This window comes from Campylobacter aviculae, from assembly GCF_005406215.1.
GTDB lineage: Bacteria > Campylobacterota > Campylobacteria > Campylobacterales > Campylobacteraceae > Campylobacter_D > Campylobacter_D aviculae.
In genome coordinates, this window is sequence record NZ_NXMA01000010.1 from 22508 (window position 1) to 49475 (window position 26968).

At 30.5% G+C, this 26968-nt stretch carries 27 protein-coding genes; 25 read left to right on the forward strand and 2 right to left on the reverse strand.

Features of this window, described 5'->3' with window-relative positions; genetic code table 11:
- The 19 genes from CQA76_RS06210 (at nt 1) to CQA76_RS06300 (ending at nt 17016) form a co-directional block, all read left to right on the forward strand.
- Entirely contained in the window at nt 1-846 is an 846-nt protein-coding gene (locus tag CQA76_RS06210; protein ID WP_137622558.1) for a 2-oxoglutarate ferredoxin oxidoreductase subunit beta, read from the forward strand.
- Nucleotides 843-1403 carry a 2-oxoacid:acceptor oxidoreductase family protein gene (locus CQA76_RS06215; RefSeq protein ID WP_137622559.1) on the forward strand — a complete coding sequence of 187 codons (561 nt, stop codon included), beginning with the start codon at nt 843-845 and terminating at the stop codon, nt 1401-1403. Before CQA76_RS06210 ends, CQA76_RS06215 begins: the two co-directional genes overlap by 4 nt.
- 94 nt (nt 1404-1497) lie before the next feature.
- Nucleotides 1498-1761 (forward strand): DUF2018 family protein, encoded by a 264-nt coding sequence (locus tag CQA76_RS06220; protein ID WP_137622560.1) that lies wholly within the window; start codon nt 1498-1500, stop codon nt 1759-1761.
- The gene (locus tag CQA76_RS06225; RefSeq protein ID WP_137622561.1) at nt 1751-2281 is read left to right on the forward strand and encodes an exporting protein; all 531 of its coding nucleotides are present in this window, start codon (nt 1751-1753) and stop codon (nt 2279-2281) included. Before CQA76_RS06220 ends, CQA76_RS06225 begins: the two co-directional genes overlap by 11 nt.
- A gap of 16 nt (nt 2282-2297) precedes the next feature.
- Nucleotides 2298-3191 carry a polyprenyl synthetase family protein gene (locus CQA76_RS06230; protein ID WP_137622562.1) on the forward strand — a complete coding sequence of 298 codons (894 nt, stop codon included), beginning with the start codon at nt 2298-2300 and terminating at the stop codon, nt 3189-3191.
- Entirely contained in the window at nt 3191-4486 is a 1296-nt protein-coding gene (gene hemA, locus CQA76_RS06235) for a glutamyl-tRNA reductase (protein WP_137622563.1), read from the forward strand. The genes CQA76_RS06230 and hemA overlap by 1 nt, the downstream gene beginning before the upstream one ends.
- Nucleotides 4476-6182 (forward strand): proline--tRNA ligase, encoded by a 1707-nt coding sequence (locus CQA76_RS06240; RefSeq protein WP_137622564.1) that lies wholly within the window; start codon nt 4476-4478, stop codon nt 6180-6182. Before hemA ends, CQA76_RS06240 begins: the two co-directional genes overlap by 11 nt.
- Entirely contained in the window at nt 6179-6559 is a 381-nt protein-coding gene (locus tag CQA76_RS06245) for an integral memnbrane protein (protein WP_137622565.1), read from the forward strand. The genes CQA76_RS06240 and CQA76_RS06245 overlap by 4 nt, the downstream gene beginning before the upstream one ends.
- Entirely contained in the window at nt 6556-7482 is a 927-nt protein-coding gene (hemC, locus tag CQA76_RS06250) for a hydroxymethylbilane synthase (RefSeq protein WP_137622566.1), read from the forward strand. The genes CQA76_RS06245 and hemC overlap by 4 nt, the downstream gene beginning before the upstream one ends.
- Nucleotides 7479-9284 carry a menaquinone biosynthesis decarboxylase gene (locus CQA76_RS06255; protein ID WP_137622567.1) on the forward strand — a complete coding sequence of 602 codons (1806 nt, stop codon included), beginning with the start codon at nt 7479-7481 and terminating at the stop codon, nt 9282-9284. Before hemC ends, CQA76_RS06255 begins: the two co-directional genes overlap by 4 nt.
- A gap of 139 nt (nt 9285-9423) precedes the next feature.
- On the forward strand, nt 9424-9786 hold the full coding sequence (locus CQA76_RS06260) for a FlaG family protein (protein ID WP_137622568.1): 363 nt from the start codon (nt 9424-9426) through the stop codon (nt 9784-9786).
- A 2-nt stretch (nt 9787-9788) separates the two neighbouring features.
- On the forward strand, nt 9789-11726 hold the full coding sequence (gene fliD / locus CQA76_RS06265) for a flagellar filament capping protein FliD (protein WP_137622569.1): 1938 nt from the start codon (nt 9789-9791) through the stop codon (nt 11724-11726).
- Between the two features lie 11 nt (nt 11727-11737).
- Complete coding sequence (gene fliS / locus CQA76_RS06270; RefSeq protein ID WP_137622570.1) at nt 11738-12121, forward strand: flagellar export chaperone FliS; 384 nt, start codon at nt 11738-11740, stop codon at nt 12119-12121.
- Complete coding sequence (locus CQA76_RS06275; protein WP_137622571.1) at nt 12105-12380, forward strand: hypothetical protein; 276 nt, start codon at nt 12105-12107, stop codon at nt 12378-12380. Before fliS ends, CQA76_RS06275 begins: the two co-directional genes overlap by 17 nt.
- A 159-nt stretch (nt 12381-12539) precedes the next feature.
- A complete protein-coding gene (locus tag CQA76_RS06280) occupies nt 12540-13220 on the forward strand; it encodes a F0F1 ATP synthase subunit A (RefSeq protein WP_137622572.1) in 681 nt (226 codons plus the stop codon).
- Nucleotides 13217-13414 (forward strand): hypothetical protein, encoded by a 198-nt coding sequence (locus CQA76_RS06285; protein ID WP_137622573.1) that lies wholly within the window; start codon nt 13217-13219, stop codon nt 13412-13414. The genes CQA76_RS06280 and CQA76_RS06285 overlap by 4 nt, the downstream gene beginning before the upstream one ends.
- Before the next feature lie 106 nt (nt 13415-13520).
- Entirely contained in the window at nt 13521-14939 is a 1419-nt protein-coding gene (gene gatB, locus CQA76_RS06290; RefSeq protein WP_137622574.1) for an Asp-tRNA(Asn)/Glu-tRNA(Gln) amidotransferase subunit GatB, read from the forward strand.
- Nucleotides 14939-15835, forward strand: a complete 897-nt coding sequence (locus tag CQA76_RS06295) for an NAD(P)H-dependent glycerol-3-phosphate dehydrogenase (protein ID WP_137622575.1) — start codon at nt 14939-14941, stop codon at nt 15833-15835. The genes gatB and CQA76_RS06295 overlap by 1 nt, the downstream gene beginning before the upstream one ends.
- A gap of 8 nt (nt 15836-15843) precedes the next feature.
- A complete protein-coding gene (locus CQA76_RS06300) occupies nt 15844-17016 on the forward strand; it encodes a metal-dependent hydrolase (RefSeq protein ID WP_137622576.1) in 1173 nt (390 codons plus the stop codon).
- A 102-nt stretch (nt 17017-17118) separates the two neighbouring features.
- On the opposite strand, the gene CQA76_RS06305 is transcribed toward CQA76_RS06300, so the two are convergent.
- The gene (locus CQA76_RS06305) at nt 17119-18645 is read right to left on the reverse strand and encodes an inorganic phosphate transporter (protein WP_137622577.1); all 1527 of its coding nucleotides are present in this window, start codon (nt 18643-18645) and stop codon (nt 17119-17121) included.
- A gap of 127 nt (nt 18646-18772) precedes the next feature.
- Between CQA76_RS06305 and CQA76_RS06310 the strand changes: the two genes are divergently transcribed.
- Nucleotides 18773-19582: an inverse autotransporter beta domain-containing protein gene (locus CQA76_RS06310; protein ID WP_137622578.1), complete on the forward strand. Its 810-nt coding sequence runs from the start codon at nt 18773-18775 to the stop codon at nt 19580-19582.
- Here the strand turns inward: CQA76_RS06310 and CQA76_RS06315 are convergent.
- The gene (locus CQA76_RS06315; RefSeq protein ID WP_137622579.1) at nt 19579-20955 is read right to left on the reverse strand and encodes a cation:dicarboxylate symporter family transporter; all 1377 of its coding nucleotides are present in this window, start codon (nt 20953-20955) and stop codon (nt 19579-19581) included. The genes CQA76_RS06310 and CQA76_RS06315 overlap by 4 nt on opposite strands.
- Nucleotides 20956-21190: 235 nt before the next feature.
- Here CQA76_RS06315 and cetC point away from each other — a divergent pair, with 235 nt between their 5' ends.
- The 5 genes from cetC to CQA76_RS06340 all read left to right on the forward strand — a co-directional run bounded on the left by cetC (nt 21191) and on the right by CQA76_RS06340 (nt 26923).
- A complete protein-coding gene (gene cetC / locus CQA76_RS06320) occupies nt 21191-21691 on the forward strand; it encodes an energy taxis response protein CetC (protein WP_137622580.1) in 501 nt (166 codons plus the stop codon).
- A gap of 764 nt (nt 21692-22455) precedes the next feature.
- Nucleotides 22456-23202, forward strand: coding sequence for a methyl-accepting chemotaxis protein (locus CQA76_RS09430; protein ID WP_408608978.1), 747 nt, complete (start codon nt 22456-22458; stop codon nt 23200-23202).
- A 10-nt stretch (nt 23203-23212) separates the two neighbouring features.
- Nucleotides 23213-23710, forward strand: a complete 498-nt coding sequence (gene cetB, locus CQA76_RS06330) for a bipartate energy taxis response protein CetB (RefSeq protein ID WP_137622582.1) — start codon at nt 23213-23215, stop codon at nt 23708-23710.
- A gap of 84 nt (nt 23711-23794) precedes the next feature.
- Entirely contained in the window at nt 23795-25654 is a 1860-nt protein-coding gene (mnmG, locus tag CQA76_RS06335; protein WP_137622583.1) for a tRNA uridine-5-carboxymethylaminomethyl(34) synthesis enzyme MnmG, read from the forward strand.
- A complete protein-coding gene (locus tag CQA76_RS06340; RefSeq protein WP_137622584.1) occupies nt 25655-26923 on the forward strand; it encodes an arsenic transporter in 1269 nt (422 codons plus the stop codon).
- Nucleotides 26924-26968: the final 45 nt, after the last annotated feature.

The window sequence follows — 26968 nt, forward strand, 5'->3', positions numbered from 1 at the left end:
ATGGCGTTTAATTATGATGAATATTTAAGAACTGATAAACTTCCAACTCAGTGGTGTTGGGGATGTGGCGATGGTGTTGTTTTAAAATGTATTATCCGTGCGATAGAAAAACTTGGTTGGAATATGGATGATGTATGTCTTGTTTCAGGAATTGGTTGTAGCGGCAGGATGAGTTCTTATGTCAATTGTAATACTGTGCATACCACACATGGCAGGGCTATTGCTTATGCAACAGGAATAAAATTAGCAAATCCTGCTAAGCATGTAATAGTAGTAAGCGGGGATGGTGATACTTTAGCAATTGGTGGAAATCATACCATACATGGTTGTCGTAGAAATATAGATTTAACTCATATAGTGATTAATAATTTCATTTATGGACTTACAAATTCTCAAACTTCACCGACGACTCCAAAAGGTTTTTATACTGTAACTGCACAATTTGGCAATATTGATCCAAATTTTGACGCTTGTGAATTAACAAAAGCTGCAGGAGCTTCTTTTGTTGCAAGAGGAAATGTTATAGAGGCTAATAAACTTGAAAATTTAATCTATAAGGCTTTAGCTCACAAAGGTTATAGTTTTGTAGATGTTTTTTCAAATTGTCATATTAACCTAGGAAGAAAAAACAAAATGGGCGAAGCAGTGGCTATGCTTGATTGGATCAAAAATCGTGTTGTAGATAAGGCTAAGTTCGAAAGTATGGATTTTGAGGAAAGAAAAGATAAATTTCCAACCGGAGTGCTACACGAGGATAATTCTCAACCAGAATACTGCCAAGCTTATGAAGAAGTACGCCGTGCAGCCAAGGAAAAAAGAATGGTAGATTTAGGAGCTTTAAAATGAAATATCAATTAAGATTTGGTGGTGAAGGTGGTCAAGGCGTGATCACTGCGGGAGAGATTTTAGCTGAAGCAGCGATTAAGGAAGGTCGTCAAGCTTTTAAAGCTTCTACTTATACTTCTCAAGTGAGAGGAGGTCCTACAAAGGTAGATATTATCATTGATGATAAAGAAATTCTTTTTCCTTATGCCGTAGAAGGAGAGGTTGATTTTATGCTTTCAACTGCTGATAAGGGTTATAAAGGTTTTCGCGGTGGTGTTAAAGAGGGCGGAATTATTGTCGTAGAACCTAATTTAGTACATCCTGAAAATGAAGATTATAAGAAGTGGCAAATTTTTGAAATTCCTATCATTACCATAGCTAAAGATGAGGTAGGGAATGTTGCAACGCAATCTGTTGTAGCTTTAGCAATTGCTGCTTATATGAGTAAATGTATTGATTTGGATATTTTAAAAGAAACAATGCTTCATATGGTTCCTGCAAAAACAAGAGATGCAAATGCAAAGGCTTTTGATTTGGGCATTAAATATGCAAAAGAAACTAAACCAAAATCTTTATAATTTTGAGGTAATACTACCTCAAAATTATTTCTAATTTAGCTACTTTTAACGATTAAAATTTTATAATCAAAAACTTATATTTTCAAGGAAAGCAATGGATATTTTTGACGAAATGTTTAATAAAACTCCTAAAGAAAAATTTATAGAAATTATACAAAATGGAAATTTAGGAGCTTTAGAAAAAGTATTTGAAAATTTTTTCTCTGAATACATTGCTATGATAGAGCTTTTAGAAAAACAAGGCTTAAATGAAATGGATGTTAAAAATTTTATACTTGAAAATGGAGATTTTGTAAGTCAAAGACAAAATGATATCTATATAGACTTGGGTGCAAAAATTTTAGGACATGAAGGTTGATGCAAAAATTTTGAGTAAATTTTTTATTTTGTTGTTTTTTTTAGGCAGTTTAAATGCGGCTCCAGTTTTTGATTATACTTACAAATTTGTTCTTAAAAAAGATGAAAGAGCAAGTGTGCAAATTAAAGAAATCGGCTATGAAGATAAGGTTCAAAATTTTGATTTTTATTGGACTTTGTTTGATAATACAAATATAATTGTGCATTCTAAATTTCGAAAATATCCACGCCAATTTGTGATGAGTTTGCGTAGAAATTTGGATTGGGTAACGCAAACTTTAATTCCTGATTATACTAATCCTCATATTGATAGAGCAAGGCTTATTTTAGAATTTAGTGGCTATAATAAAGGTTTGGCAACCTTTACGGTTTATATTGAAGATAAGGAGTCTCGCGTAATGGTAGAATTTTTAGATCCTAGAAAAAAACCACTCCAAAACCCGCCAAAAAATAATCAGGTTGTACCTATGATTGATTTAAATAAGCCGCAAGTAAAGCCTCTTACGAGTTGGGAAAAATAGCAACAAGGAATCAAATATGGAAGTAATAGATGATTTGATAAAACAATTTTTAAAAGAACTTGATTATCAGCCTATTTTAGAAATGCTTGTTAATGTTAGATCAGGCAAAAAATTGCGTTCAAAATTGCTTTTAGCTATTTCAGGAGAGACTAAAGAAGCTTTTAAAATTTGTGCAACAATTGAGCTTATACATTTAGCTAGTTTATTGCATGATGATATTATTGATGAAAGTAATCTTAGAAGAGGCTCAAAGTCTGTAAATTACGAATTTGGAACTAAAAACGCTTTAATGTTGGGAGATATTTTATATTCTAAAGCTTTTTATGAATTGAGTCAAATGAATGCAAAATATGCAAGTATAATTTCTGATGCAGTTGTTAAGCTTGCCATAGGTGAGCTTATGGATGTAAATTTAAGTAAAAGTTTTAATACGGACAAAGAAAAATATCTTACAATGATTTATAATAAAACGGCGATTTTGATCGAGGCAAGTGCAAAATGTGGAGCTATTTTGGCTGGTTTAGATGAAAATTCTTTTGGAGAATATGGAAAAAATTTAGGACTTGCTTTTCAGATGATTGATGATATTTTAGATATTAAAGGTGATGATGAAATTTTAGGCAAACCTGCTATGGCAGATTTTAAAGAGGGAAAAGCAACTTTGCCTTATATATATCTTTTTGAAAGTTTGGATAAGCAAGGAAAGAATCAATTAAAAAATTTATTTAAGAAAGATTTAGACGAAGAAGAAAAAATATGGATTAAAACTCAATTTAAACAAAAAGAAATCTTAGAAAAGGCTATTTTGGAAGCTAAAAAATATGCCACAAATGCAGTTAATGCAATACAGAAATATTCTAATCAAAAGTTAATAAATATTGTTGAGGCAATGATAGATAGGAATTTTTAATGTATTATTGCGTTTCTTTTACTCACAAAAATACCGATATTGCTTTAAGAGAGAGATTGAGTTTTTCAGATGAGGCAAAAAAATATGAATTTTTACGTATATTAAAAACTCATGAAAATATTGAAGAATGTTTAGTTATTAGTACTTGTAATCGTGTTGAGATCTTTGCTTTTGTAAAAAATACTTGTTTGGAATATATCATTAAAACTTTAGCTTTATTGTGTGATGTCAATAAAGATGAATTGTTGGAAAAAGCCGATGTTTTTGAGGATAGCGGAGCCATACACCATCTTTTTTTGGTAGCAAGTTCTTTAGATAGTCTTGTTGTCGGCGAGACTCAAATTGCAGGTCAAATTAAAGACGCATTTTCTTTTGCCATAAAGAATGAATTTTGCAAAACTCATCTTTCAAGAGCTTTGCATTATGCTTTTAAATGTGCAGCTAAAGTTCGTAATGAAACTCAAATTTCAAAAAATCCTATTTCAGTAGCAAGTGTTGCAGTAGCTAAAGCAAAAGAGCTTTTAGATTTAACGCAAAAACAAGCTATAATTATCGGTGCAGGAGAAATGGCAGAACTTACAGCCAAACATTTAATCACCAGTGGTACCGAAGTTATTATTTTAAATCGTGATACGCAAAAAGCAAAACAACTTTGCGAAGAATTAGGCAGTTTAAGTAAATATGATAGTTTGGAAAATCTGAAAAATTATTTGGATAATTATGAGCTCTTTTTTTCAGCTACTAATGCTCCTAGTGCCATTATAACTAATGCATTAGTTGATGAAGTTAGACATAAGAGATATTTTTTTGATATTGCTGTACCACGTGATATCGATATTAGCGAAAATGAGAAAATATCTGTTTTTGCAGTAGATGATCTTCAAGCTGTTGTTCAAAAAAATTTAGCTTTAAGGGAAAATGAAGCACGTATGGCTTATAGTATTATAGGTCAAGAAACATCGGATTTTTTTAGATATTTAAACGACTTAGCTTTAAATCCAATCATTAAAGCCATACGACTGCAGGCTAAGGAATGTGCAGAAATGCAACTTGATATTGCTTTAAAAAAGGGTTATTTAAAGCATTCTGATAAAGATGAGGCACGAAAATTGATTCATCAAGTTTTTAAGGCCTTTCTACATAATCCAACTATAAATTTAAAACATATTCAAGGAAAAATTCAAAGTGATACAGTGATTAACGCTATGCGTTATGTTTTTGATTTGAATAACGATCTTGAAGGTTTAAATCAATATAAATGTGAATTTGATATGGAGATTGACGATGAAATTTAGCCAATTTTATGCACCGAGTACAAAGGAAACTCCTAAAGATGCGAGCTTGCCAAGCCATATATTTTTGGTGCGTGCAGGATTTATAGAGCAAATTGGTAGCGGACTTTATAATTTTTTGCCTTTAGGGAAAAGAGTTTTAGACAAAATTCGTGCTATAGTTAAAGAAGAAATGGATAAAGCTGGCGCACAAGAAGTAAATCTTAGTTTTGTTACACCTGCTAGTTTGTGGCAGGAAAGTGGGCGTTATAATGTTTTTGGAAAAGAACTTTTGCGTTTTAAAGATAGAAAAGAAAATGATTTTGTTTTAGGGCCAACTCATGAAGAAGCGATGGTTTCTTTGGTTAAAAATAAAATTACAAGCTATAAGCAACTTCCTTTGCATTTGTATCAAATAACTTGGAAATTTAGAGATGAAGCACGTCCGCGTTTCGGGCTTTTAAGATGTAGAGAATTTTTAATGAAAGATGGTTATAGCTTTCACAAAAATGAAGAAGATTTGACACGTGAATTTGATTTGATGTATGAGACTTATTCTCGTATTTTACAAAGATTGGGACTTAATTTTAGAGCCGTTGAAGCTGATAGTGGAGCAATAGGTGGAAGTGGTTCTAAAGAATTTATGGTTTTAGCAAAAAATGGAGAAGATGATATTTTGCTTTGCGAAAATTGCGATTATGCTGCCAATATAGAAGCGGCAAAAAGAGCTAAAAAAACTTGTAATAAAGAGCGTCCAGAAGCTAATTTTGCAAGTAAGTTTCATACGCCAAATATTAAGAGTATTAAGGAATTGGCTGATTTTTTTAGAATCGATGAATTTTATACCATTAAAGCAGTTGTAAAAAAAGCCATTTATGAAAATGAAAGTAAATTGGTTGTATTTTTTATACGCGGATGTGATGATTTGCAAGAAGTTAAAGCGCAAAATGCTTGTAAGGCTTTAGAGCTTATGGACGCGGACGAAAGCGAATTGCTTAATGCGGGATTAGTTCCTGGTTTTATTGGATTTGTAGGACTTAAAAATATAGACTTTTATCTTGATAAAGAGCTTGAAAATGAAAAACAAATGATTATTGGAGCTAATGAAAAAGATTATCATTTGGTAGGAATTGATGTTGTTAATTTAAATCAAGATCGTTTTAAGGATTTAGTAGAAGTTAAAGAGAATGATTGTTGCTTAAAATGCGGTGGAAAATTAAGAAAAAGTAAAGGTATAGAAGTAGGACATATTTTTAAGCTTGGACAAAAATATTCTAAAGCTATGAATGCACATTTCTTAGATGAAAATGGAAAAACTCAAGCATTTTATATGGGATGTTATGGAATCGGGGTTTCACGCTTGGTAGCTGTTGCGATTGAGGCTAGTCATGATGAAAAAGGTTGTATTTGGAATCAAACTTTGGCTCCTTTTACGATTGATATTATTATTTCAAATATTAAGGATGAAGAAGCTTTTAAATTTGCAAATCAAATTTATCAGCAATTACAAGATTTAGGCATCGAGGTTTTACTTGATGATAGAAATGAACGTTTTGGTGTGAAAATGAATGATTTTGAATTAATGGGTTTTCCTTATGCTTTGGTAATTGGTAAAGGGTTGCAAAACAATGAAGTAGAGCTTATACAAAGAGAAAATTTAAGCAAAGAAATTATTAAAACAGATCATGTTATAGAAAATTTAAAAAAGAAAATATTATGAATAAACTTAAATTAAGTCCTTTATTGATTTTAGAGCTTGTTTGTAGTTTCTTATTTATCGTATTCTTTGGCCTTGGAAATTTTTTAATTTTTATTTTAATAAGTATGATGTTTGGTATGATACTTTTGGGAATTTTTTGGAAAAGTATGCTTGAATTTCAAGTGATAGGTTTTAAAAATATGCTTACTCAATTTTCTTTTGTGATTGCAGGATTTTTATTTATTTTTCCAGGAGTGATTACGAGTTTTTTTGGATTTTTAGTTTTTTTATTGGGTATTTTTTTAAAAATTGCCACAAAAACAAAATATACCCATAAACAAAATCGAAACTCTAATGAAGAAATTATTGATGTTGAAATTATAGAGGAAGAAAAATGAATCGATTGATCATAGCAACAAGAAAAAGTGCTTTAGCTCTTTGGCAAAGCGAATATATAGCACAAATTTTAAAAAATAAACACAATATAGACGTTGTATTACAAGGATTTAAAACAAAAGGTGATGTTTTACTCGACTCTCCTTTAGCTAAGATTGGTGGTAAGGGGCTTTTTACAAAAGAACTTGAAGAGAGTATGCTTAGAAATGAAGCACATTTAGCGGTGCATAGTTTAAAAGATGTTCCAAGTTTTTTTCCAAAAGGTTTAGTTTTAGCGGCTGTGAGTAAAAGAGAAAAAAGCAATGATGCAATGCTCAGTCAAAAATATCAAGATTTTTCTTCTTTACCCAAAGGTGCAAAAATAGGCACTACGAGTCTTAGACGTAAAATGCAACTTTTATTACTAAGACCTGATTTAGAGATTATTTCTTTACGTGGAAATGTGAATTCGCGTATAGAAAAGTTAAAAAATGGCGATTTTGATGCTATTATACTCGCCATAGCAGGTATTAAACGTTTAGATTTAGACAAAGAAGTTAATTTTATCTATGAATTTAGCAAAGATGAACTCATTCCTGCAGCCTCTCAAGGTGCTTTGGGCATAGAAAGTATTGAAGATGTGAAAATTCTAGATTTGCTAAAATGTCTAAATGATGAAAATACCTTAATAGAAACGACTATAGAGAGAGAATTTATCGCTACTTTAGAAGGTGGATGTCAAGTTCCTATAGGGATCAATGCTGAACTTAATGAAGATATGATTTGCGTCCGTGCTATACTTGGTTTGCCTGATGGGAGTGAAATTTTAAAAGATAAGAGAATGATCAAAAAAAATGAATTTAAAAGATTTGGAGAGATTTTAGCTAAAGAATTTATACATAAAGGAGCTAAGGAGTTATTAAAAAAAGCAGAGGATATGATATGAAGAATTTTATCCAAATTTTAAAGGAAAATAATTTATTAAAAATCATCGAAGAGCCCGTCGATGTCAATCTTGAAATCGCACACTTAGCTTATATAGAAGCAAAAAAAATGGAAGAGGGTAAGGCTTTGCTTTTTAAAAACCCTATTGATAAAAAATCAGAAAAAAAATATAAATTTCCAGTTTTAATGAATACTTTTTGCAATCAAAAAGCCTTAAATTTAGCTTTTGGAAGAGATTTTAATGAGGTAGCAAATGAAATTTCAAAATTAACTAAACTTCATATTCCTACAAATTTCAAAGCAAAAGTAGATTTTTTTATGAATTTGTTAAGCCTTAAAAATATTCCTCCTAAAAGACTAAACGCCAACAAATTTCTTTATAATTATGAAATTTTAAGTTCTCTTAAGGAACTTCCTATACTCAAAACTTGGGAGGATGATGCTGATAAATTTATCACTATGGGGCAAGTTTATACTCATAATTTGGATAAAACTCAAAATAATCTTGGAATGTATCGTTTGCAAGTGAGTGGAGAAAATGAACTTTTAATGCATTGGCAAATCCATAAAGATGGTGCTAATTTTTATCACGAATACAAAAAGGCAGGTTTTAAAAAAATGCCTGTTAGTGTAGCTATTGGTGGAGATCCGCTTTATATTTGGTGCTCTCAAGCTCCACTACCAAAAGGAATTTTTGAACTTTTGCTTTATGGTTTTATCAAAAAGACTCCTGCCAAGCTTACACCTTGTGAAAATGGTGTTTTTGTCCCTTTTGATAGTGATATAGTTATAGAGGGTTATGTGGATTTGGAAGAATTTAAAATAGAAGGACCTTTTGGCGATCATACGGGTTTTTATACTCCAGCAGAACTTTTTCCTGTCATGAAGGTTGAAAAGATTTATGCCAAAAAAGACGCGATTTATCAAGCAACCGTTGTAGGAAAACCTCCTTTAGAAGATAGAATTATGGGACTTGGAACTGAACGTATTTTTTTACCTCTTTTACAAACTTCTGTTCCGGATTTGATCGATTATAAAATGCCTGAAAATGGAGTTTTTCACAATCTTATTTTGGCTAAAATTGATGCAAAATACCCCGCACACGCACAGCAGATTATGCATGCTTTTTGGGGCGTAGGGCAAATGAGTTTTGTTAAACATGCAATTTTTGTAGATAAAGATGCCCCTAATTTGGATGATTATGATACGCTTATCCCTTATATACTCAATCGCTTTTGTATAGAAAAATTACTCATAAGTGAAGGAATTTGTGATCAATTAGATCACGCTTCACCTAATGCTTGTTTTGGTGGAAAAGCAGGACTTGATGTTTGTGATAAAAATGAGATAGAAGAGCTTGAAATTTTAGAAGATGAAAAATTAAGAGAGCTTTTTACATCCGAAGTAGAACTCATTGCTTTAAAACAATTTTATAAAGAGTGCAAAAGCCCAATAGTTTGTATTTTACTTGACAAAAAAGAAAAAATTTCTCAAATTTTTGAAAGATTATTAAAATTTAAAAAGCATTTTAGAATTTTAGTGTTTTTGGATGCAAATAATAAATTAGAAAATCCTTATATGCTTGTATGGCGAGTAGTTAATAATATCGATGCGAAAAGAGATTTTTTTATACAAGATAAAAGATTGGGTATAGACGCAAGTGCTAAGGGTGAAATTGAAGGTTATACTAGATCTTGGCCTAAACAGACTGATTGCAATGAAGGTGTAATACAAGATCTTATTTTGCGTAATATTTTAGAAAATGATCCACAATTGTTTAAAAAGTTTGAAATTGTAGGTTAAAATTTATTGGCACACTTTTTGCTTGTAAAATTATTGTAGAAAATTTAAAATTTTTGTTAAAAAAGTGTTCATAAATTTATTTTTTTGTCGATATAGGTTTTAACTAGCAATAAATTAAAATTTTAAAAAGGATTTTAAAATGGAAATTTCGAAGGCAAATGAACAAAGGGACGTGGTTTTGGCTAATATAAGCCAAAAAGTGGATAAAACACAAAAGGCTAGTTCAAGCATTCAAGCTGAAAAGCAAAGCCAACATGGTGATGAAAATCAGCAAAATTTGAATGAAAAATTAGCAGATATTACGAAAAAATTAAATGAACAAATGGATTCGCTAGATACTAATGTTCGTTTTGGCTATAGCGATAAAATAGATTCGTTATATATCAGCGTAACAGAAAAAAATACAGGAAGAGAAATTCGTAAAATTCCTAGCGAAGAGGCTATGAGATTAGCAGAATATTTTAAAGATGCAATCGGTATGATTTTTGATAAGGAGAGTTAAAAATGGCATTAGGTAGTTTATCAAGTTTGGGTTTTGGATCTGGGGTTTTAACACAAGATACTTTAGATAAGTTAAAAGAAGCGGAAGAAAAGGCTCGTGTAGATATTTATACATCAAAAATAGAAGAAAACACAACAAAACAAAAAGATTTAACTGAAATAAAAACAAAATTGCTTGCATTCCAAACAGCGGTTTCTTCTTTGGGTGATGCAACCGTTTTTGCAAAAAGAAAAGTAAATGCGAGTGTGAGTACAAATCCTCCAGCGAGTTTGACGGCTAGTAGCGGTGTGTCTTTGCAAAGTATGAAAGTCAATGTAACTCAACTTGCACAAAAGGATGTTTATCAAAGCAAAGGTTTAAAGAATGATAGTGGTTACATCAATGCAAGTTTAAAAGATCCTACAAGTCTAACTTTTTTCTCTAATGGTAAAGAATATAGCGTAACTATTGATAAAAATACAACTTATAAAGATTTAGCAGATAAAATCAATGATGCAAGTGGAGGAGAGATAGTTGCAAAGATTATCAATACTGGAGAAAAGGATACTCCGTATCGTTTAACTTTGACAAGTAAAGAAACTGGTGAAGATCATGCGATCAGTTTTTATCCTGGAAAAAAAGATGCTGATGGAAAATATCAAGTTGATGACAATGCAAAACAGGTTTTTGAAAGTCTTGGCTGGAAGTTAGATGATGATGCTTTAAATAAAGAAGATTATGATCCTTCTAAAAGCAAAAATGGTGTAGGGATAATTGATAATGAAGACAATCCTTTACATATCCAAAAAGCACAAAATGCAGAATTTACTCTTGATGGAATCAAAATGACAAGATCAAGCAACACAGTTACCGATCTTGGAGTGGGGATTACTTTAACTTTAAATTCAACTGGAGAAATTAATTTTGACATTCAGCAAGATAATGAAGCTGTAACTAAAGCAATGCAAGAATTAGTAGATGCTTATAATGATTTAGTGACCAATTTAAATGCCGCTACAGATTACAATGCTGAAACCGGAACCAAAGGGACTTTACAAGGGGTTAATGAGATTAGTTCTATTCGTTCAAGTATTATTTCAGCTTTGTTTGATTCTCAATCTATAAGTGGAACGGTTGAAGATGATAATGGTAATAAAGTCAGTGCCAATGTTATGCTTTCTATGCAAGATTTTGGTTTGGCTTTAGATAAAAATGGGAATTTAAGTTTCGATTCTTCAGTATTTGAAAGCAAGGTAAAAGAAAATCCAGATCTTGCAGAAAGTTTTTTTGCGGGTATTACAAAATATGAAGATATTAGTCATACTGGAGATTTGATCAAAGAAAGTAGTTTGAAAGATTATTTAGGAGATGATAAAGGGATAACTTTTGAGTCAGGTAAATTCACCATAGTTTTCAATAATGAAACTTACGATCTTTCAAAAACCGTTGATGGGACTAAGTTTAAGCTTATAGGCGATACAGAAGAGGAAATGCTACAAAACTTAGCCAGCCATATCAATAGTCTTGGTATTGAAGGGTTGGATGTTAAGGTTACAAGTTATGATAAAGATGGTGAAAAAGGCTTTAAACTTAAATTTAGTGGCGATGGTAGTTCAGATTTTGCGATTAAAGGAGATGAAGAGTTTCTTAAAAAATTTGGTTTAAGCGAAACAACTATTGCTGCAAAACCTATTGAAGGTAAGGGTATCTTTGCTCAACTTAAAGCGACACTTCAAGGAATGACAGGAACTAATGGTTCATTAACTAAATATGATGAAAGTTTAACCAATGATACTAAATCTTTAAAAGAGTCAAAAGAATCAGCTCAAGAATTGATTGATGCTAGATATGATACTATGGCAAATCAATGGTTGCAATATGAAAGTATTTTAAATAAACTCAATCAGCAATTAACCACCGTTACAAATATGATTAATGCTGCAAATAATTCAAATAATTAAGGATATACTCAATGCAAAATAGTTTAGCTTATAATGCTTATTCTCAAAGTCAAGTGGGGATTGAATCTCCACAAAAACTTATTGAAATGCTTTATGAAGGCATCTTGCGTTTTTGTGCTAGGGCTAAAGTAGCGATAAGAAATGAAGATATAGAGCAGAGAGTTTATTTTGTAAAACGAAGCACTGCTATTTTTATTGAGCTGATTAATAATTTAGATTATGAAAAAGGTGGCGATGTGGCGCACTATCTTAGTGGGCTTTACACGAGGGAAATTCAACTTTTGTCTTTGGCAAATTTGGAAAATAATGAAGCAAGGATTGACGAAGTGATCAATGTAACTAAAGGCTTGTTAGAAGCTTGGAGAGATGTGCATAATAATGAAGAAATGGCTTGATGATTTTAGACTTGCTTTAATACAAGAAAATACAGATAAACTAGAAAGTCTTTTGGATGATTTAAATCTTAAAGACTTTGCTATCCATACAGCCCAAAATTCTCAAAACGATGATGAACTTAGGGAAAGTATAAATGATACTTTAGTCCAAATTCGAGCTTTATTGCAAGAAGCTATGAAATTGATAATTGAAAAAAAGGATAATAAAGCACTTGAAATTCAAAAATTTCAAAGAGCTTTAAAATATTTTAACCCTTGAAAATTCCAAAGTATAATCATTGTAATTTAAATTTGTTAATATATAAAATATCAGAAAATGTGCAAATTTTGTCTTTTTAAAGATTTGAAAATAAGCTTTCATTAAATTATAAGCAAGGCAGTGTTAGAATAAACTTTATAAAAATTTTTTGAGGGAATAATGAAAGATTTATTTTTATTCAGTTCTTTGCTTGATACCAGTCATACTTTTTCTTATTTTTTTCATTTAGGTTTGGTAATTTTAATTGCTGTTATTATTGCTACAACAGCTACTCGTTCTATGCAATTTGTTCCTCGCGGTATGCAAAATTTAGGAGAGGCTTTTTTAGAAGGTGTTCTTTCCATGGGACGCGATACCTTAGGAGATGAAAAAAATGCTAGAAAATATCTTCCTTTGGTGGCAACTTTGGGTATTATCATATTTTTTAGTAATATTATAGGAATAATCCCTGGTTTTCATTCTCCTACGGCAAGTCTAAATTTAACCCTGTCTTTGGCTATTATAGTTTTTGTTTATTATCATTTTGAAGGCATTAGAACTCAAGGAGTGATTAAATACTTTTCTCATTTTATGGGTCCTATTAAATTTTTAGCACCATTAATGTTTCCAATTGAAATTGTTTCTCATCTTTCTCGTGTTATTTCTTTATCTTTTCGTCTTTTTGGAAATATAAAAGGTGATGATTTATTTTTAATGGTTATTTTGGCTCTTGTTCCTTATGTAGCACCTCTTCCTGCTTATGTGCTTTTAACTTTTATGGCATTTTTACAAGCTTTTATTTTTATGATTTTAACCTATGTTTATTTAGCTGGTGCGGTTGCAATCGAGGAAAATCATTGATCTATATTTTAGAATTTTTCAAAGGTGCATCTTTGGCTTTAATGCTTTTTGGTGCATTTTTGATGTTTTTTAGATTTAATTCTTATTTATATTTATGCTTAGGGCTTATGCCGGGTTTGCTTTTAGCTTTAATTTTTATTTTGCTTATAGAAAATTATGAACTTAAAGCGAAAATGCATAATACTTCTTATTAGTTTTTTAGCTTAAATTTTATTGCTTTTATATTTTTAAAGTCATTTTGAAAGAAAATAATGTTAGAATAATATTTGGAAGATTATATTTAACAATCAAGGAAAATCAATGTTCGAAGTAGTTATTGGACTTGAAGTCCATGCTCAACTTAATACTAAAACTAAAATTTTTTGTTCTTGTGCAACTTCTTTTGGGGAAGAACCTAATATAAATGTTTGTCCAACTTGTTTGGCTTTGCCAGGTGCCTTGCCTGTTTTAAATGAAGAAGCGGTTAAGAAAGCGATTTTTTTTGGCAAAGCTGTCAATGCTACCATTAATAAAAAAAGTGTTTTTAATCGTAAAAATTATTTTTATCCTGATTTGCCTAAAGCTTATCAAATTTCTCAATTTGATATCCCTATAGTGGAAAATGGGGAACTTTTTATCAATGTAAATGGTGAAAATAAGCGTATAGGTATTACTAGGGCACATTTAGAGGAAGATGCTGGAAAAAATATACATGAAAGTAATTTTTCAAAAGTGGATTTAAATCGTGCGGGAACCCCTTTGCTTGAGATTGTAAGTGAGCCTGAATTAAGAAGTAGTGATGAAGCGGTTGCTTATCTTAAAAAACTTCACTCTATCATACGTTTTTTAGATATTTCAGACGCTAATATGCAAGAGGGAAGTTTTAGATGTGATGCAAATGTAAGCATACGTCCTAAAGGAGATACTAAACTTTACACAAGGGTTGAAATCAAAAATCTTAATTCTTTTCGTTTTATACAAAAAGCAATCGATTATGAAGTGAAGCGTCAAAGTGAAGCGTGGGAAGATGGTACTTATGAAAAAGAAGTAGTGCAAGAAACAAGGCTTTTTGATACAAGCAGTTTAACAACCCGTTCTATGAGAGGAAAAGAAGAAGCTGCAGAATATCGTTATTTTCCAGATCCTGATCTTTTGCCAGTCTTACTTAAAGATGAATTTTTAGAACTTAAAATTCCAGAATTGCCTGATGAGAAGAAAAAACGTTATATGCAAGAATTAGGCATTAAAGAAAGTGATGCAGAAGTACTTATCAGTTCGCTTGAAATGAGTCGTTTTTTTGAAAATTTAATTGCTCAAAATTTAAATGCCAAACTTTGTGTTAATTGGTTAAATACAGAATTAATGGGACTTTTAAAAGGGGAATTAACCATAGAAAATTCTCCAGTAGATGCACAAAAACTTGGAAATCTCATAAAACGTATAGAAGAAGGGGTTATTAGCGCAAAAGCAGGTAAAGAGGTTTTGGCTTATGTGTTTGAAAACACTGAAATAAGTATCGATGAAGCTATTGATAAATTAGGGCTTAAGCAAGTGAGTGATGATTCAGCGATCGAAGTTGTTATTGAAAAAATTTTAAATGAAAATGCCGATAAAGTTACAGAATATAAAAGCGGAAAAGATAAACTCTTTGGCTTTTTTGTAGGTCAAGTGATGAAAGAGGGAAAAGGAGCTTTTAATCCTGCTAAAGTGAATGAAATTTTAAAATCAAAGCTTGGATAATGAGTAAAATTGCGGTTATTGGTGCTGGAAAATGGGGCAGTGCCTTACATCATGCTTTGAGTATTAAAAATATTTGTTTAATTACTTCTCGTTCAAAGCGAGATTTAGCTGATTTTGTGGATTTAGATACAGCGTTAAAGTGTGATTATCTTGTTTTTGCTTTGAGTTCCCAAGAGATACATCTTTGGCTTAAAGAACATTTTAAAAATCAAGGTCAGAAAATTTTAATTGCCTCTAAAGGAATAGAAACTTCCACTTGTCAATTTTTAGATGAGATTTTTTTTGAGTTTGTTGATAAAGAACAAGTTTGTGTATTAAGCGGCCCTTCTTTTGCGGCTGAAGTAATGCAAGATCTTCCTTGTGCTTTAGTAATCAGTGGTTTCAATCGTGAAGTTTGTCAAGAATTTGCCGATTTTTTCCCCGATTTTATAAAAACATATACGGATGATGATGTAAGGGGGGCAGAAATTTGCGGAGCCTATAAGAATGTTTTAGCGATCGCTAGTGGCGTGAGTGATGGCTTGAGTTTGGGAAATAATGCCAGAGCATCTCTTATTTCAAGAGGACTTATAGAGATGCATCGTTTTGGAAATTTTTTTGGAGCAAAAGAAGAAACTTTTTTAGGACTTGGTGGTGCGGGGGATTTATTTTTAACAGCTTCAAGTCAGCTTTCTAGAAATTATCGTGTGGGTTTAGCTTTGGCAAAAAATCAAAAATTAGAGGATATCTTAAAAGATTTGGGTGAAGTAGCTGAAGGAGTAAAAACAGCTTATGCTATAGAAAAAATAGCTTTAAAAAATAAAATTTATACACCCATAGTTAGTAAAGTAGTAGAAATTTTGCAAGGAAAAAACGCGAAAGTGGCGGTTCAGGAATTGTTAAAAGCTAAAAAATAGGAGTTAAAATGCTTATTAAGAATGCAAAAATTTATGGTAAAGAGTTGCAGGATGTTTTAATTCAAAATGGAAAAATTGTAAAAATAGATTTTAATCTAGAGAGTGATGAAATTTTAGACGCTAAAGGAATGACTTTACTTCCTTCTTTTGTAGATCTAAATGTTAGTTTAAAAGATGATAAATTTTCTTTAGATCATTTAGAGTTTTTAGAACGCGAATGTTTAGAGAATGGTTTTAGTGCGATTATTTTGCGTGATTGTATGGATTTTGATGAAGAAATTTTTTCGCTTTTTTTGCAAAATTTAAAAAATAAAGATTTGATGATTTTACCAAGCATACGTGCTTTAGATACTCAAGGGAAAATTAAAAATTTAGCCACACTTTTAAATAAAGGCGCAAATGCTTTAGAATTTCAAAGCTCTAGCGATACAAATTTTTTACGCGTGGTTATGCAATACGCTTTAATGAAAGAAAAGGCTATTTTTGTTCGATGTGATGATAAGAATTTTGATGATAATGGCGTAATGAATGATTGTGAGACGAGTTTTAAGTTAGGACTCATAGGAATGAGTGCGGTTGCAGAAACTAGCGAAGTTGCTAAAATAAAAGAAATAGCTAGATTTTACGGTGTAAAAGTGATTTATGATCTGCTTAGCCTCAAAAGATCTTTTGAAATTTTAGATCAAAATGATCTTAAACTCGTAAGCATACACCATTTGATTAAAGATGATAATGCTTGTGAGAATTTTAATACAGCAGCAAAGCTAAACCCACCTTTAAGAAGTGTAGAGGATAGACAGGCTTTGAAAGAATTTTTAAAGGAAGGAAAAATTCAATTTTTAACTTCTATGCATAGTCCTAAGTCTGCTTATTTAAAAGAATTAGCTTTTGATGAGGCAGCTTTTGGAATCGACGGGATATCTGATTTTATCAGTCTTTGTTACACCTTTTTTATTAAAGATGGTTTTTTAACCTGGAAAGAACTTTGCAATTTTACAAGTAAAAATCCTAATGAATTTTTGGGCTTGAATGCTGGAGTTATTGAAGTAGGAAAAGATGCTAATCTAGTACTTATAGATGAAAATGAAAAAAATTCTACTCCAAAAAGTTTGCTTTATAAAAATGATAAATTATTTGGAAAAATTAAAATGCATATGATTAAAGGTAGGATATTAAAATAATTATTTTTATTCAAAATCCAATTTAATTTTTGCTAAAAGTTTATTTAGATATTTTTAGCAAAAATTTTTTATTCTTTCTAAAAGCCCTTGTGTATGTTTAGGTTAAATTGCTAAAGCCAATTTAAATCCTAAAAATACAATGGCTGCCATAATTCCTGCAGCAGGTAAGGTAATAATCCAAGCCAAACCTATAGGCTTCATTAATACCCAATTCGCATTTTTATTATATATTCCTATACCTAAAATTGCACCAATTAAAATATGAGTAGAACTTACTGGAATTCCAAATTGAGTGGCTAAAAGTATAACAATACTAGCTCCAAGTTCAGCGCTAAAACCTGTCGTAGGTTTGATAGTGGCTAATTTTGATCCTACAGTAGCAATCACTTCTTTTCCTAAAAACCAAAGTCCTGCAACTAAAGCAACTCCAAACATAGCCATAGCGGCAAAAGGGATAGGGGAGTTTGCATTGATTGTTGCATTTTTAAGAACGTCTAAAATTGCCGCAAAGGGACCAATGGCATTAGCTATATCATTAGCACCATGAGAAAAAGCAAAGCTTGATGCGGTAAAAATTTGAAACCAAGAAAAAAGTCTATCTGTAGTTTTATTGAGTTCATTTTTTTTCACAATTTTAACAATAGCAAAAGTGATAACATAACTAATTGTTCCTAAAATTCCTATAATCCAAAAATTTTGTAAAATATCCAAAGTACTAACGTTATTTAGCCCTTTAAATAAAAACATTGCAGCTATAATGGCTGCACTAATACACGCAACAATTGGCATGTGTGTTTTTAAGACTGAATAAATATCTATATTTTTTTCTTTTTCTTTAAATTCCTTAATTTTACTTTTATAAAAATTACTTTCTTGCTCCTCATCATCTAAGGCTATAGCTGAAAGTTCTTTAATTTGTTCTTCTACTGATTTGCTTTTAAGATTTGATAAATAATTTTCTTTGAATCTTTTTTTATCTTTTTTTACATTTTTCAAATCTTCGCTTAATTTTTCAGAGGGTTTTAGTATATTTTTATCTATATAAGAATAAATAAGATAAGCTACAAGTCCTCCCAAAAGAGGAGAGGCAACCCAAGATATAGCAATTTTTACAATTCCACTCCATTTTACCATAGAAAGAGTTTGCGTTCCATCAAATTCTAAAAGTCCCATCATGATACTAGCACCGACAATACCACCCACTATGCTATGAGTAGTGGATACAGGCAAACCTTTTTTTGTAGCTATAAATATCCAAAGTCCAGAACTAAGAAGAGCTGCTAACATAATAGCAACAAAAAGCATAGGATTAAATTCTTTAGGAAAAGAAACTATTCCGCTACGTATAGTTTGTGTAACTTCAGCTCCGGCAAAGATGGCTCCACTTAACTCAAAAACCGCAGCTATAATAAGAGCTTGTTTTATAGTAACTGTTTTAGCTCCAACACTTGTTCCAAAAGAATTGGCTACATCATTACCACCTATATTAAAAGCCATAAATATACCGAAAATAGAAGCGAGTATAAAGAGTATAAATTGGTGTTGAGATATGTATCCAAATCCCCAAATAATAAAAGCAATTACACTAATAATAAATATAATAAATGCTACAATATTATCTTTTTGCATTCAATAACCTTTAGGTATTTTTTCAACGTTTAATTATACCTTTATAATTTTAAAAATGCAAATCTTAAGAAATTTTTATTTTAGTATAATAAAATTTATATTAGAATAACATTTTCAAGGAAAATGAATGGTTAAAAATGCTTTGTATTTATTAATTTCCTTTTCTTTGTTAAATGCTACTGAATTGGAAAATACTTTAGTAAATAATAATCATTGGCATAGTTTTGATATACAATCTGTAAAAAAACCACCAAGGATTCAAGAGAAAAATTTAGACATTTCAAGTGGTTTAAATAATTTGTTATCAAAGGCTTTAGAAAATAGAAATGGTATCGATACGACCGATGGTTTATTAGATCTTCAAAATGAAATTTTGTGGCTTAAAAATTTAAATTCAATCTACGAAAGCGACAATGATTCTTTGCTTTTTCAAAAAGAAATTTTTTTAACACAAAATGGATATAATTATTATTCTAGCGGTCTAGTCAATCGTTATAAGAAAGATGCTTTTTTATTTGGTTTAAATGGATTTATTGATAGGCAAGAAGATCAACAAAACGATATTAAAAGTTTTGGCGCAGAATTTGGTTATAGCAATTGCATTAAAGCCTATGGTAATTATTATATTTTAGATGAAATAGAAAAAAGTTTTCAACTAGGCGTTAGTTTTATTGATCCTACATATAGCGTTCTTACTTTTGATGTGATTAAAGATGAAGAAAAAACTAATTATCAGTTGATTTATTCTCCTTATAGTATTTTTAATTTAAGTTTAACACGTCGTATTTACACTAATGTAGATGTTGATAATGATATAGTGGTGCAGTTAGGATTTAATTTCAATTTTAGAAAAAGTTTTTTAAAACAGCTTCATAAACAAGATAATATTTTCCAAGAAATCAATCGTTATGATTTCCTGGAAAGAAGAATTTATTAACTCATTCCTGCATTATGAAATTTTTCTGGATTATCCATAGCGTAACGGAATTTTTCCCAATCAATTTGTTTATCCCAAATTGAAACAATTAAAGCCGCGACACTATTACCGCAAAGATTTCCAACCGCTCTCATTTCAGACATAAATTTATCAACACCTAAAAGAACACCTATGGCAGCAACTGGCAATACCTGTGCTAAAGTAGCGTTTGCTTCAGATATTTCCATATTTCCTAAAGCTGCTAAAGTGCTACCTAAAACTATAAATCCAGATCCCGTAACACCTACAGCACCTTTTGAAGCTATCATAAGAACGATTAGAATGCTAATTTCGTGCGCTAAGGTTAGATTGACATTGAAGGCTTGCGCTAGGAATATTAAACTCATAGCTAGATAAATATTGGTACAATCAAGATTAAAGCTATATCCTGTTGGCAATACTAATCCAACAGTAGCTTTAGAAAGTCCAGCTTTTTCTAATTTTCTCATCAAAGGAGCAAGAGCTGATTCGCTTGAACTTGTAGCAAAAACAATCAAAACTTCCCTAGAGATAAATCTCATAAATTTGAAAATATTAACCTTAGCTAAATAGCAAATAATCCCTAAAATTCCAAATATAAAAACAAGACAAGAAATCAGCATTACCAAAAGTAAATAAGCAAGATTAATTAAAGAACCAATCCCATATTGTGCTATAAGAACGGCCATTGCAGAAAAAGCTGCTATAGGACTAAAATACATTATAATTTGTAAAATTTTAAAAACAAAATTTTGTAAAACTTCTAATACCCTTTGTATGGCTTGTTTGTCTTCATTTCTCATTAAGGAAATAATCAAAGCCGTAACAACAGCAATAACCAAGACTTGTATCGTTTTACCTTCGGTAAAAGGAGTAATGATATCTGTTGGCATAGCGTCTTTTAAAATATGCATGATTTCTGATTCTGCGCTTACTTCTGTAGTTTGAGAAATATATTTTTGAACACTTTTTGTATCAAGTTGATTAGGATCAAGATTCATCCCGTGCCCTGGTTGCATCACATTTGCCATAAAAATTCCTATAGCCAAAGCCAAAGTACTTACCACTTCAAAATAAATAACAGCTTTAGCACCTATACTTCCAACTTTTTTTAAACTTTCAAGACTAATAATTCCTAAAACCAAGGTTACAAAAATAATAGGTCCTATTAGAACTTTTAAAGATTTGATAAAATATTCAACACCAGGTTTGCTTGCTATAGCCAATTCTTTATCCACATAGCCAAGTATAACACCTGCAACAATACCCGCAATTACCCAAAAACCTAAGCTTTTAAGTATTCGTTTATATAAAGGCGGTTTAATTTCCGCAAAAGTTTGACTTAAGGTTTCCAAAAAAACTCCTTATAAATTTAAGATATTCTAAATTTTGCTTTAATAAAATCTTAGCAAAAATAATAAAATATAAACTAAAAAATAGGATTAAATTTTGACAAAAAATTAATTTTTTGACTATAATGTTACAAAAATTCTCAATTAATACAATTTAAAATTAATTATATATTGATGTTATATTGTATTAGAATTTTATGATTATTAATTTATGTATAGAAAGGATGTTATTATAGTTATGGAAGAAAAAGAAATAGTATTAGATAGTAATGCTTTGATTACTTCAAAGACGGATCTTAAGGGAGATATTATTTATGCTAATGATGATTTTTTAAAATACGCAGGCTATACAATGGATGAACTATTGTATAAACCCCATAGCATTATAAGACATGAAGATATGCCTAGAACGGTTTTTAAATGCCTATGGGATTATATACAAAAAGGTGATGAAATTTTTGCTTTTGTGAAGAATAAGGCTAAAGATGGAAGATTTTATTGGGTTTTTGCAAATATAACTCCATCTTTTGATATGGATGGTAATATTATTAATTACTATTCTGTTCGACGTGCTCCAAATCGAAAAGCTTTGCCTGTTATAGAAGATGTTTATAGAATCTTAAGGGAAAAAGAAAAACAAGGCGGTATGAAAGCTGGACTTGAAGCTTTGACCGAAATTGTCGATTCATATAAGGTTACATACAATCAACTTGTTTTTGATTTACAAGAGAATTACTAATTTTAGATTAATTGATATTTAAGTTTATCATAGATAAAATTATTATTTAAATCATTTTTAGTTTGAAGATGGTTTTGTTAAGGTTAAATGAAATTTGAGAAAACAAAGAGATGAGGGGGGGGGGTATAGTCAATATGAATAACGGATTGTTTTTGACTATTTTTTTAAGTGTTTTAGGATTTCTTGGATCCTTTTTTATTCATGTGTATATTGGAGTAGCGATTTTTTCTTTGATTATTGCTTTATCTATTTATCTTTATATACATCTTAAGGATGAACAAATAATGATAGATAAATTATATAATCTTTGTAAAGAGCTAAAAGAAGGGAATTTTGACAATAGGATTGTTTATGTTAATACAAAGAGTAAAAAATTTGCAGAAATTGCTGATAACTTAAATAATACTATTGATAATCTTGAAGCTTATTTAAGAGAAATCAATACTTCTATAAGCTGTTCTCAACATAGAGAATTTTATCGTAAAGCTTTACCTGAAGGGTTAAGAGGTATATTTGCTCATAATATCGAATTTATAAATAAAGCGTTGAGCAATATTGAAAATACTGCAAAATCTACATTTAAAAATGCCCTATCAAGAACTTTAATGGATTTAAGCCTTGGAAATCAAAACAAGGATATGTCTCAAATTTCAACTTCTTTAAATCAGGATATCGGTGTAATGAGGGGTGTCCATGAAGCTGTGAATTCTATAACTCGCACGGCTACAGAGAATGGAAATGAAGTGGATTCTTTACAGAATTCTATGGTTTCTTTAATGGAAGTGGTAAATTCTAGCAAAGAAACTGTTCAGACTTTTGTAACCAATTCTCAAAGCATTACTTCTGTGGTTGAGGTGATTAGGGATATTGCAGATCAAACCAACTTACTTGCTTTAAATGCGGCTATTGAAGCAGCACGAGCTGGAGAGCATGGGCGAGGATTTGCTGTTGTGGCTGATGAGGTTAGAAAATTAGCAGAAAGAACTCAAAGATCTACAAGTGAAATTTCTATAGCAATTCAGACTATGCAACAAGATTTCGTTAATATTCAAAACGATAGTGAACAAGTTTTTGATATAGTCAGTCAATCTGAAGAAAGAATTCATAAGTTTTCTGAAGCCTTTAAAGGTTTGGAGGAAAATAGCTCTATGTTAGGGAAGGATTTTGCAGAATTAGCCAATAGATTGATTTTATCTGCCATTAAAATTGATCACATTCTTTATAAATCTAATATTTATTTAAACCTTAATGGAGCACAAGAATTTAATCTTTCTAGCACAGATCCAATTTCAAATCTTTGTTTAGATGAAAAAGTAAAAGAGGAGATTGGTAAATTTATTTCAGATTCAGAATTGGATTCAGCTAAAGAAATAATTAGAGACAATGCGCAAAATGCTATAAAAGAATCAGCTGCGGAACACATAGATCAAAAGATTTATGATTTAATTGTTAATGATATCAGTGCTTTAGAACAAAAAAGTAGTGAGATTTTAGACAAGTTAAAGATTTAAGGAAAATAAAATGCCAAAAGAAATTTTTTTACAAGAAGGTACTTTGATAACTTCAAAAACGGATTTAAAAGGTTTGATAGTTTATGCAAATAATGATTTTTTAAAATATGCAGACTTTAGTATGAAAGAAGTTTTAAACCAGCCTCATAATATAGTAAGACATTCAGATATGCCTAGAACTGTATTTAAATTTTTATGGGATTATGTGAAAGAAGGCAAAGAAATTTTCGCTTATGTTAAAAATAGAACTAAAAATAATGACTATTATTGGGTTTTTGCAAATGTAACTCCTTCAATAGATACTAATAATAATGTGATTGGTTATTATTCTGTAAGGCGTATGCCAAATAGGAATGCCATAGCGACTATAGAGAAGCTTTACAACGATTTGTTAAAAATCGAGCAACAACAAGGTATTAATAAAGGTGTAGAAGCATTGAAAGATTTCTGTAAGAGTACAGGAAAAACTTATAATGAATTAATATTTTCTCTTCAAAATTCCAAATAAACTTTTAGCGAGACTTGAAACAGAGTTTGTTTTAAGTCTCAGTATTATATAATCTCACTCTTAAAATCATTCTTAGGAAAAAATATGTTCGATATTATTGTCATTGGTGGCGGACATGCAGGTATCGAAGCAAGTGCTGTTGCTGCCAAAATGGGCAAAACAACTTTGCTTTTAACCACGCTTATAGAACAAATTGGTGCGGCAAGTTGTAACCCTGCTATCGGAGGACTTGCTAAGGGGCATTTAGTTAAGGAAATTGACGCTATGGGTGGTTTGATGGGAGAAATCACTGATATTGCAGGAATACAATTTCGCGTCTTAAATGAAAGTAAAGGTGTAGCAGTTCGCGGAAGTAGAGCTCAAATTGATATGGATAAATATCGTATCATTGCACGCAATAAGCTTTTAAAGCTTGAAAATTTGGAAATCTCACAAGAGCAAGTTTGTGAGCTGATATTTGATAAAAACGCTGTTATTGGAGTAAGAACTAGCTTAAATAATGAATACAAAGCTAAAAAAATCATTCTAACTACAGGCACTTTTTTAAATGGACTTATCCATGTGGGAGAAAATAAGCTTGAGGCAGGACGTGTTGGAGAACTTGCTTCTATCAGCCTAGGGAAGAATTTATCACACACTGATTTAAGAATGGGGCGTTTAAAAACAGGGACTTGTCCTAGAGTGGATGCAAAAAGTATCGATTTTGATGTTCTTGAAATTCAATACGGAGATCAAAATCCTAAGGCTTTTAGCTTTAGAACAAAAGATTTCAATCCAACGCAATTACCATGTTATATAGCAAGAACAAATTTGAAAACACATGAGATCATCAAAAATAATTTTTATCGAGCCCCTCTTTTTACCGGTCAAATTGAAGGAGTAGGCCCAAGATATTGTCCTTCTATAGAAGATAAAATCAATCGTTTTGCAGATAAAGAAAGTCACCATCTTTTTATAGAACCTCAAACGATTGATGCTACAGAATATTATATCAATGGTTTTTCAACCTCTTTGCCTTATGAAGTGCAAAAAGAAATGCTTAATTCTATAAAGGGATTTGAAAAAGCTAAAATTACACGTTTTGGTTATGCTATTGAGTATGATTATATCGATCCTACCGAGCTTTATCATACCTTAGAAACTAAAAAAATTAAGAATCTTTATTGTGCCGGACAAATTAATGGTACAACTGGTTATGAAGAAGCTGCAGTACAAGGATTTATGGCAGGAATTAATGCGGTTTTAGCACTCAATGGTAAAGATCCTTTTATTTTACATAGAGATGAAGCTTATATAGGCGTTTTGATTGATGATTTGGTTACAAAAGGAACTAAAGAGCCTTATAGAATGTTTACTTCAAGGGCCGAGTTTAGATTGCTTTTAAGAGAGGAAAATGCCATTATTAGACTTGGACAATATGGAAAAAATTTCGGACTTTTAAATGATGAAGATTATGATTTTATAAAAAATATAAAAGAAAATTTAGATAAGGGTTTAAATTTTCTTTTAAAAAAAGAATTAACCCCTAATAATCAAAATAATGAATTTTTGGCTCATTTGGGTGAAGAAAAAATCACTTCTATAGTAAGTTTGCAAAAAATAGTGGCACGTTCCAGCTTTAACATAGAAAAATTACAAAAATTAGATGTGATTTTTGAAAAAATGGACGATTATTCCTTAAGAGAAATTTTAAATGAAGCTAAGTATTATCATTATATTGTTATGCAAAAGGCACAGGTTGAAAAAATGAAAAGTTTAATCGATATGAAAATTCCAGAAGATTTTGATTTTAAAAGCGTGAGTGGTTTAAGCAATGAAGTGATTGAAAAACTTAATTTACATAAGCCTTTAACCCTTTTTGCTGCGAGTCAAATCAGTGGTATTACTCCGGCTGCTTTGGATATTTTACAAATTTGCATTAAGATACAGAAGAAAAAAGTTTAAATGCTTTTTGCTAGCGTAATTTTTTTAGTTACTTTAATTTTTATTTTTTGGCGTCCTTGGAATTTACCTTTATGGATTATTTCTAGTTTTGGAGCCTTTTTTGTTTTTATTTTTAAACTTGTAAATTTAAAAGATATTATTTTTATTTCCGAACTTGTTTGGGATAGTTCTTTAACCTTGATCGGATTGATCATACTTTCTTTTAGTTTAGAAGCTTTGGGTTTTTTTAATTTTATTGCTAGAGAAATTGTAAGCCTTTCAAAAAATAAGAGTAATTACAAAATCAATACCAACAAATTGATGTTTTTATTGCTTATTTTTGTATTTTTACTTACCGCTTTTTTAGGCAATGATGGTGCCATTTTGGTGATTACTCCGATCGTCATTGCTCTTTTTTCTACGCTTAAAGATATTAAGAAAAGTATGATTTTAAATTTATTTTTATTGAGTGTTTCTTTTTTATGCGATGCAAGTTCAAATACATTTATTATTTCCAATTTAACCAATATCATCACAGCTAAATATTTCAATCTAGGTTTTTTAGAATTTGCAAAAATAATGTTTTTGCCTAATTTACTTGTCTTATTTTCAACTCTTTTTATGGTTTATTTTGGTTTTTTAAAGGCTTTGCCTAGAGAAATTGAAATTCGTACTCATTTGGGAAAGGTTATTTCTAAAAAGCTTTTTATTTTTTGTATTTTTTATTTGACGCTTTTTGTTGCGAGTTTTTTTATGGCTGAATTTTTTAATTTAAATACTAGTTTATTTGCTTTATGCGGATCTTTATTTTTTTGGTTTTTGGTTTATTGTATTAAAAAAAGAAAAGCCTTAAATGTAATAAGACAAGCGCCGTGGAGTATTTTTATTTTTAGTTTTGGGCTTTATATGATAGTATTTGCTTTACACAAGTCAGGGGTAAGCAATGTGTTATATATTCTATATGATATTTTATCTCAAAATAAATTAAGTGCTATTTTTGGAACAGGTTTTATTTCAGCTTTTTTATCTTCGATTTTTAATAATTTACCCATGACTTTAATTGGAAATCTAGCCTTGAAAGATTTTCCAACAGAAATGATATATGCACATCTTTTAGGTGTTAATATAGGATCAAAACTCACCCCTATAGGTTCATTAGCTACTTTATTTTGGTTGGGACTTCTGGCAAAAAAAGGTATTCAAATTTCTTTTTGGCAATATTGCAAATTTAGTTTTTTTGTAACAATACCCATTCTTATGTGTTCTTTTTTAGGGATAATCTTTCAATAAGTAAATAAAAGATTAATAAGCAAAGAAAAAATTTATTTTATTTTG